This window comes from Rhodopila globiformis, from assembly GCF_002937115.1.
GTDB lineage: Bacteria > Pseudomonadota > Alphaproteobacteria > Acetobacterales > Acetobacteraceae > Rhodopila > Rhodopila globiformis.
Genome location: NZ_NHRY01000238.1, coordinates 1 through 6805 on the forward strand (window position 1 = coordinate 1; position 6805 = coordinate 6805).

Genomic DNA, 6805 nt, shown 5'->3' on the forward strand with positions numbered 1-6805 from the left:
ATCCTGCCCATCGGGATGGGGTGGGGGTGGGTTTGCCACCGCAATCAAGCGAACACGGAGTTCCACGGTGTTTGCACGGCGTTTCACGGAGGACGTGGATATTGCGCTTCGCGCGAAGCGCCTGAAATCATCGAACGCCGCCACAGGGGCGACCATGTTGGAGCGCCCCGGACGACTCCGTGAAACTCCGTGCCAACCCCGTGGAACTCCGTGTTCGCTTGATTGCCGTCGGTGAAACCGGCACAGGCCGTGACAGTATGACGCATGGCTGAAGCGGACCGTTTCCGAAATCTGTGCATCCCGTAGGGCGTGTCCCGGCCATCTGCGCTTCGACGGTGGGGGGTGGATGGCCGGGCCACGCCCGGCCATGACGGTAAGGCAACGGACCGGGCGCCAAATCCTTCTCCAGCCGCCGCCCTATCCTGATACGGATGGGGACACGCCTGGCCGTGACGATAAGGTGACGACCTGGTCCGTCCCTTAAGCCGCGATCTCCAGCTCGTCCGCGATCGCGAACGGCGCCTCGGTCTTGTGGTGCAGTTCGCTCAGCGTCACGCCCGGGGCGATGTCGATCAGCGTCAGGCCGTCATCATGCCCCTTCGCCTTGACCTGGAACACGCCCAGGTCGGTGATGACCAGGTCCACCACGCCGGCGCCGGTCAGCGGCAGGTTGCAGCGGCGCAGCAGCTTGGGCTTGCCGCCGGCGGTGTGCTCCATCAGCACCACCACGCGCCGCACGCCGGCCACCAGGTCCATAGCGCCGCCCATGCCCTTGACCATCTTGCCCGGGATCATCCAGTTCGCCAGGTCGCCGTTCTCGGCCACCTGCAAGGCGCCCAGGATCGAGATGTCGATGTGCCCGCCGCGCACCATCGCGAAGCTCGCCGCGCTGTCGAAGAAGCTGGTCGTCGGCAGCGTCGTCACCGTCTGTTTGCCGGCGTTGATCAGGTCGGGATCCTCCTCTCCCTCGAACGGGAACGGCCCCATGCCGAGCATGCCGTTTTCCGAGTGCAACTGGATCGACATCCCCGGCGGGATGTGGTTCGCCACCAGCGTCGGGATGCCGATGCCGAGGTTCACATAGAACCCGTCGTGAAGTTCCTTCGCCGCACGGGCGGCCATCTGGTCACGTGTCCAGGCCATTGTCCTGCCTCCCCTTAAGCCCGCTGGCGCACGGTGCGCTGCTCGATCCGTTTATCGACCGTATCGAGCTTGACGATGCGGTTGACGAAGATCCCCGGCGTGACGATCTGGTCGGGGTCGATCGCGCCCGGCTCGACGATTTCCTCGACTTCCGCCACCACCATCTCGGCCGCCGTGGCCATGATCGGATTGAAGTTCCGCGCCGTCATGCGGTACACCAGATTGCCCTCGGTATCCGCCTTCCACGCGTGGACGATGGCCAGATCGGCGCGCAGCCCGCGCTCCATCACGTACAGCCGACCGTCGAATTCCTGCTGTGGCTTGCCCTCGGCGATTTGCGTGCCGGCGCCGGTGGCGGTGAAGAACGCCGGGATGCCCGCCCCGCCCGCACGGATGCGTTCCGCCAGCGTGCCCTGCGGGTTGAACTCGATCTCCAGCTCCCCGGCCAGGTACTGCTTCGCAAAGGTGGCGTTCTCGCCGACATAGGAGCTGATCATCTTGCGCACCTGCCGCGTCTGCAGCAGCAGGCCAAGGCCGACCTCGTCGATGCCGGCGTTGTTGGAGATGATGGTCAGGTCCTTCACCCCGCTGTCGCGGATCGCGTGGATCAGCGCGTCGGGGATGCCGCACAGGCCGAAGCCGCCCGACATGATCGTCATGCCGTCGCGCAGCACGCTATCCAGCGCTGCGTGCGCGTTCGGAAATACCTTATTGACCGCCATGCACTCCCCCAACACAGATTCGTCGCATCTAGCCGAAGCAGCGGCGGGTCAGCAAGCACCCCATACAAACGTCAATTCGTGCTTGTTGTGGAACAGGTGCATCACCCGCCCGCCCGGGATCGCGGCAAATGCCTCCGCGGCGTCGTGATCGGTCGCGCCCTGGAACTTGATGGTGCAGACGATATGCCGCGGCGCCTGCGCCGCGATCCAGCGCCGCACCAGCGCCAGCAGGCGGTCGGGATAGGCGATGACGTCGCTGCACAGCCAGTCCACCTTCTCCGGCGCCAGGGCGAAGGCGCTGTCGCGGCGCTCGGCCACGCCGGGCATGGCGGCGACGGCGGGGTCGAGCGGCGCCTTGTCCACCGCCGTCACCCGCGCGCCCAGCCTCGCCAGCACCCAGGTCCAGCCGCCGGGGCAGGCGCCCAGGTCCAGGCAGGTTTCGCCCGGCGCCGGCCAGGCCCCGGCGCGGGTCAGCGCCTCCCACAGCTTCAGGTAGGCGCGGCTGGGAGGTCCGGCGTGGTCTTCCTCGAACCGGCACTCGCCGTTGACGAACGGGCTGGACTTCACCGGGCTGGCCAGCAAACGGTCCGGGGCCAGCAGCGTCCAGGCGCCGAGGTGGGACGCCGGCGCCGGCTGCGGGAACACCAGCGGGCGCGCCTTCACCGGCGGCAGACGCTCGGTGATCAGCGCCATGCGGCGGTGGTGCTCCACGCCGTACGCCGCCCAGTTGCGCTGCATCGCCCGCAACGCATCGGCCGCGGCACGCACCGACGGGACGGCGATTTCGCGCGGCTCGGTCCATATGTCCAGCGCCCAGGCGACAGCCACCGGCGGGTCGGGCGACAGCGCCAGCCCCCCGTGCCAGGCGTCGATGCGGGCGCCGCGGCGGGCCAGTTCCTCGGCCAGCGGCGCCTCGAACCCCTCGGCGGCGAGGTAGGCGGCGGCGATCATCGCGCGCGCAGCGCCGACGCCCCAAGCAGCAGCCAGCCCAGCATCAGCAGGAAGCCGCCGGTGGGCGCGACGCGGCCGAGCGAGACGCCGGCGATCCCCAGCGAATACATCGCGCTGCAGAACAGCAGCATGCCCAGCACGAGCGCCGCCGCCGCGACATGCGCCAGCCGTCCGCCGCGCGGCGTCCACAACGCTGTGCCGAGCAAGGCCAGCGCATGCCATCCCTGCATCCGCACGCCCGCATCCACGATCTGACGCGCCGCGGGATTGCTCAGGCCATGGACCTCGTACGCCCCCATCGCCACCGCGCCGCACCCGGCGAGCGCCGCCAGGATGATCCAAATCCGCTGCATCCGATGAAACCCCTGTTTCCCCGCGCGTTCGCCGCCTATACCATGCGGGATCATGCCCCGCGGCGACTTGTTTCCCGAGATCGGCCCCTATGAGACCGGCTACCTGCCGCTGTCCGGCGGCCACGTCATGTACTGGGAGCAGGCCGGCAACGCCAGCGGCCGCCCGGTGCTGTTCCTGCATGGCGGCCCGGGGGCGGGAGCGGGGGCAGTGCACCGGCGCTTCTTCGATCCGCACTTCTGGCGCATCGTCATCTTCGACCAGCGCGGCGCCGGGCGCTCGCGGCCGCTGGGCGGGCTGGAGAACAACACCACGTCCGACCTCGTCGCCGACATCGAGACGCTGCGGCAGCACCTGGCGATCGACCGGTTCCTGCTGTTCGGCGGCTCCTGGGGCTCGACCCTGGCGCTGGCCTATGCCCAGGCGCACCCGAACCAGGTCTCGGGCGCGGTGCTGCGCGGGGTGTTCCTGGGCCGGCCGCAGGAAGTGACGTGGTTCCTGCACGGCATGCAGGCGGTGTTTCCGGAAGCCCACGCCGCTTTCGCCAACTTCCTGCCGGAGAACGAGCGGGCCGATCTGCTGGGCGCTTACCTGCGGCGGCTGACCGACCCCGATCCCGCGGTGCACCAGCCGGCCGCGCGCGCCTGGTCGGTGTACGAAGGCACGTGCAGCACGCTGCTGCCCAGCCCGGAGACGGTCAACGGCTTCTCGCAGGACCGTACCGCGCTGGGGCTGGCGCGGATCGAGGCGCATTATTTCGCCCACGGCCTGTTCCTGCCGCCCGAGGGCCTGCTCGGCCACATGGACCGGATCAGCCACATCCCCGCCGAGATCGTGCAGGGCCGCTATGACATGATCTGCCCAACCGTCACCGCCTTCGACCTGGCGGCGGCGTGGCGGAATGCGCGGATGACGATCGTGCCGGACGCCGGACACTCGGCGCTGGAGCCGGGCATCCGGCGCGCCCTGGTCGCGGCCGTGGAGCGTTTCCGCGGCGCCCGCTGATCGGCCTGAAGCCAGGACCGGTGCGTGCCCCGGCGCCGCAGCCGGATCCAGCGGCGGTTTTCAGGTGGTCGGACGCTGGAACTCCAGCCGGTCGCCGACGCGGCGGAGGTGGATTTCAAGCGCGGGCTGGCCGACACCGCGGGGAACGGAAACAAGTGCGTCCTGGCCAGGAGCCAGCGTCGAAACGAAGCGAATGACGCTGTCCGGCTGGTCGGTGCTGGCGGTGGTGACGACCTGGTAGCCGGCCGCGACAGGGTGATAATAAATCGTAACGTTAACCGTTCCCAGGACCGCCTGCAATCCGGTATCAGGCGCAATGGTTTCCGCCTGGGCGGACGAGGCTATGCTGACGGCGCCGAGCAAGGCGCCGGCAATGAGAAAACGGGTCATGACCCCAACCTTTCAACGACGTTCGGACTGGTTCCTGTTGCTGGCGGCCGAACGCGGCGGCACCCTATGCTGCGGCGCAACATACATGCAAGGAGGAAGCACTTATTGCATATCGGACCCGATCGAATCGCCCGGCCGGCTTGCCCGCGGGCGCCGCAACGGCCTGGTACCGGCTGCCGAAGATCCCGCCCCGATTCCCGGCTGGGCTGTTGCGACGAGCGGCGGTGTCGTCCCCCGGGGGGCAAGGCGGCGGCAGAGCCTGGATTGGCGACCGATCTTTAACACGGAGAACGCGAAGGACCACCGAGACACAAGGGCCACGAAGGGTGTGAACGAGTCAGCCAACGATGCAACGCAGGCCGTGCGCCAGGTACAAAGCATCTGGGGCGGAAGCACCGATCCGCCGGATCGGCGCACCGGCCCTTCCACGTCATGGCGGCCACGCAGGGCCACCATCCACGTCTCGCTGATCACAGCACAGGCGTGGATGGCCGGCCGGAGCCTGTGCCTGGGCTTGTCCCAATACGGGTCACATAAGCGCGTTGTTCCGACCCCGTCGCATTTTTTGCCATTTAAAACGCATGGATTTTCGTCAAATGGCGGCCTTAACTGAACGGAATCTTCGCCTGAATGAACCGTATTGGGGCTTGTCCCGGCTACCGGCCATGGCAGTTGCACCGCCCGCGCGGCAAACTGCTTCTGCGACAATAGGAGCGATTATTCTGCAACAAGCCCAAATATGAACCGCTTCGACCAGGCCCGGCAACGCTACGATGCGCGTGATCGCCAGGCCAAGGATGTCGCTTGTCCGGTCCCGCGTCGCCCGCAAGGTCCGGTCTCCGTGGCGCTTCGTCGTCCTCCGCTTTCTCCGTGTTGAAAATCAAGGAAGAACGCGCAGGCACGGACGGTTCCGGGGGAGGCACTGCCACCGCCCGCCCCGGCTTCAGCCCCCCATCCCTAGCCGAGGGCGGCAAGAGCAAAAGGCGGCGGGCCTTCTGCCACATCCAGCGGGCGTGGCATTTCCGGCGGGCTGGGCCGGGATCGCCACTTTCGACGCTCTGGCTCATATTTCGCGAGCAATTTCATCGGCCTGAAATCGCTCTGCGATTTCCAGTCAGGCCGATATTGCTCTAGCGTCGCGGCATGATCCTGACACGTTCTCTGCGCTGGACCCTCGCCACCGTTGCGCTGCTCGCGGCGGCCATGCCCGCCCAGGCGCGCCACCGGACGGCGGCGGCCCAGGCCGGCCGTTTCGACTATTATCTGCTGAGCCTGAGCGTCGCGCCGGCGTTCTGCGCACTGTCACCGGCCAACCAGGCGAAGCAGGAATGCCAGGACCTGACCGAGCCGGCGTTCGAGCAGACGCCGCTGACCGTGCACGGGCTCTGGCCGAACCGCGTCGGCGTCAGCGTCAACCGCCAGCCGCACGACTGCGGCGGACCGCCGCTGGGCGCGCTGCCGGACGCGCTGCTGGCCGATCTCGGGCACTACATGCCGGGCGGACCGGGCCTCGCGGCGCATGAGTGGCGCAAGCACGGCACCTGTTCCGGCCTGTCGCCCGAGGTTTATTTCACCGCGGCCGTCACCCTCGCCCGCCACGCCAACGAGACCATCGGGGCGGTGATGCGGGATCGCGGCATGCTGGGGCAGCGCCTGCGCATCGACGACCTGCTGCCGGCGGTGGCGGCCAGGGATCCGGCGCTGGCGCAGGCGATCGTGGTGGACTGCGCCTTCCCGCGCGGCGGCGGCACGGCGCTGGTGGCGGAGATCCGGGTCGTGCTGTCGAAGGACCTGCAGCCTGAGCCGGTTGCCGACGCCGGGATGGGCCATAACTCCGGCTGCCCGGGTGGGGCCGGACTGGTGCCGGCGGTCAACCGATAGAGCCGCTTCGGCTCGCGACGGTCGCGGACCCGGGCCTGGCGGCGCATTGTCACCAGCGTGGGCCAGTGCATTCGCGACCGTGGCCGGCTGAAGGGCTTCACCTCATGCGTATCAGGAGAGGGCGACGGCTGGAGAAGGATCTGGTGCCCTGTTCGTTGCCTCACCGTCATGCCCAGGCGTGTCCCAGCCGCATGCACACATCCTGGAAACAACCGCAAAACCAGGCACTCGCCCTATGCCCGGGAACGGTGCCGCCTGGTCGCGGCGGTGCGTTTGGCTGGCAAGCGGCCGGCCGAGGGTACGCAGGGGCGCGTTGCCGTGGTGTGGCTCGCACAGCCGGTGTGGGGCATCCTGCCCACCGG

The 6805-nt window shown here is 68.4% G+C and carries 7 protein-coding genes; 2 read left to right on the forward strand and 5 right to left on the reverse strand.

Features of this window, described 5'->3' with window-relative positions; all coding sequences use genetic code 11:
* Nucleotides 1-480: 480 nt before the first annotated feature.
* From CCS01_RS23765 to CCS01_RS23780, 4 genes are read right to left on the reverse strand one after another with little or no spacing between them, the layout of a single operon-like run.
* Nucleotides 481-1143: a CoA transferase subunit B gene (locus tag CCS01_RS23765; RefSeq protein WP_104521249.1), complete on the reverse strand. Its 663-nt coding sequence runs from the start codon at nt 1141-1143 to the stop codon at nt 481-483.
* Between the two features lie 14 nt (nt 1144-1157).
* The gene (locus CCS01_RS23770) at nt 1158-1865 is read right to left on the reverse strand and encodes a CoA transferase subunit A (RefSeq protein WP_104521250.1); all 708 of its coding nucleotides are present in this window, start codon (nt 1863-1865) and stop codon (nt 1158-1160) included.
* Between the two features lie 48 nt (nt 1866-1913).
* Nucleotides 1914-2816: an SAM-dependent methyltransferase gene (locus tag CCS01_RS23775; protein WP_104521251.1), complete on the reverse strand. Its 903-nt coding sequence runs from the start codon at nt 2814-2816 to the stop codon at nt 1914-1916.
* Nucleotides 2813-3169: a DUF423 domain-containing protein gene (locus CCS01_RS23780; protein WP_104521252.1), complete on the reverse strand. Its 357-nt coding sequence runs from the start codon at nt 3167-3169 to the stop codon at nt 2813-2815. Before CCS01_RS23780 ends, CCS01_RS23775 begins: the two co-directional genes overlap by 4 nt.
* 52 nt (nt 3170-3221) lie before the next feature.
* Between CCS01_RS23780 and pip the strand changes: the two genes are divergently transcribed.
* Complete coding sequence (pip, locus tag CCS01_RS23785) at nt 3222-4172, forward strand: prolyl aminopeptidase (RefSeq protein WP_104521253.1); 951 nt, start codon at nt 3222-3224, stop codon at nt 4170-4172.
* 60 nt (nt 4173-4232) lie between these two features.
* Here pip and CCS01_RS23790 read toward each other — a convergent pair whose 3' ends face one another.
* Complete coding sequence (locus CCS01_RS23790; protein ID WP_104521254.1) at nt 4233-4562, reverse strand: hypothetical protein; 330 nt, start codon at nt 4560-4562, stop codon at nt 4233-4235.
* A gap of 1143 nt (nt 4563-5705) precedes the next feature.
* Here CCS01_RS23790 and CCS01_RS23795 point away from each other — a divergent pair.
* Nucleotides 5706-6443 (forward strand): ribonuclease T2 family protein, encoded by a 738-nt coding sequence (locus CCS01_RS23795; protein WP_104521255.1) that lies wholly within the window; start codon nt 5706-5708, stop codon nt 6441-6443.
* The last annotated feature ends 362 nt before the right edge of the window (nt 6444-6805 follow it).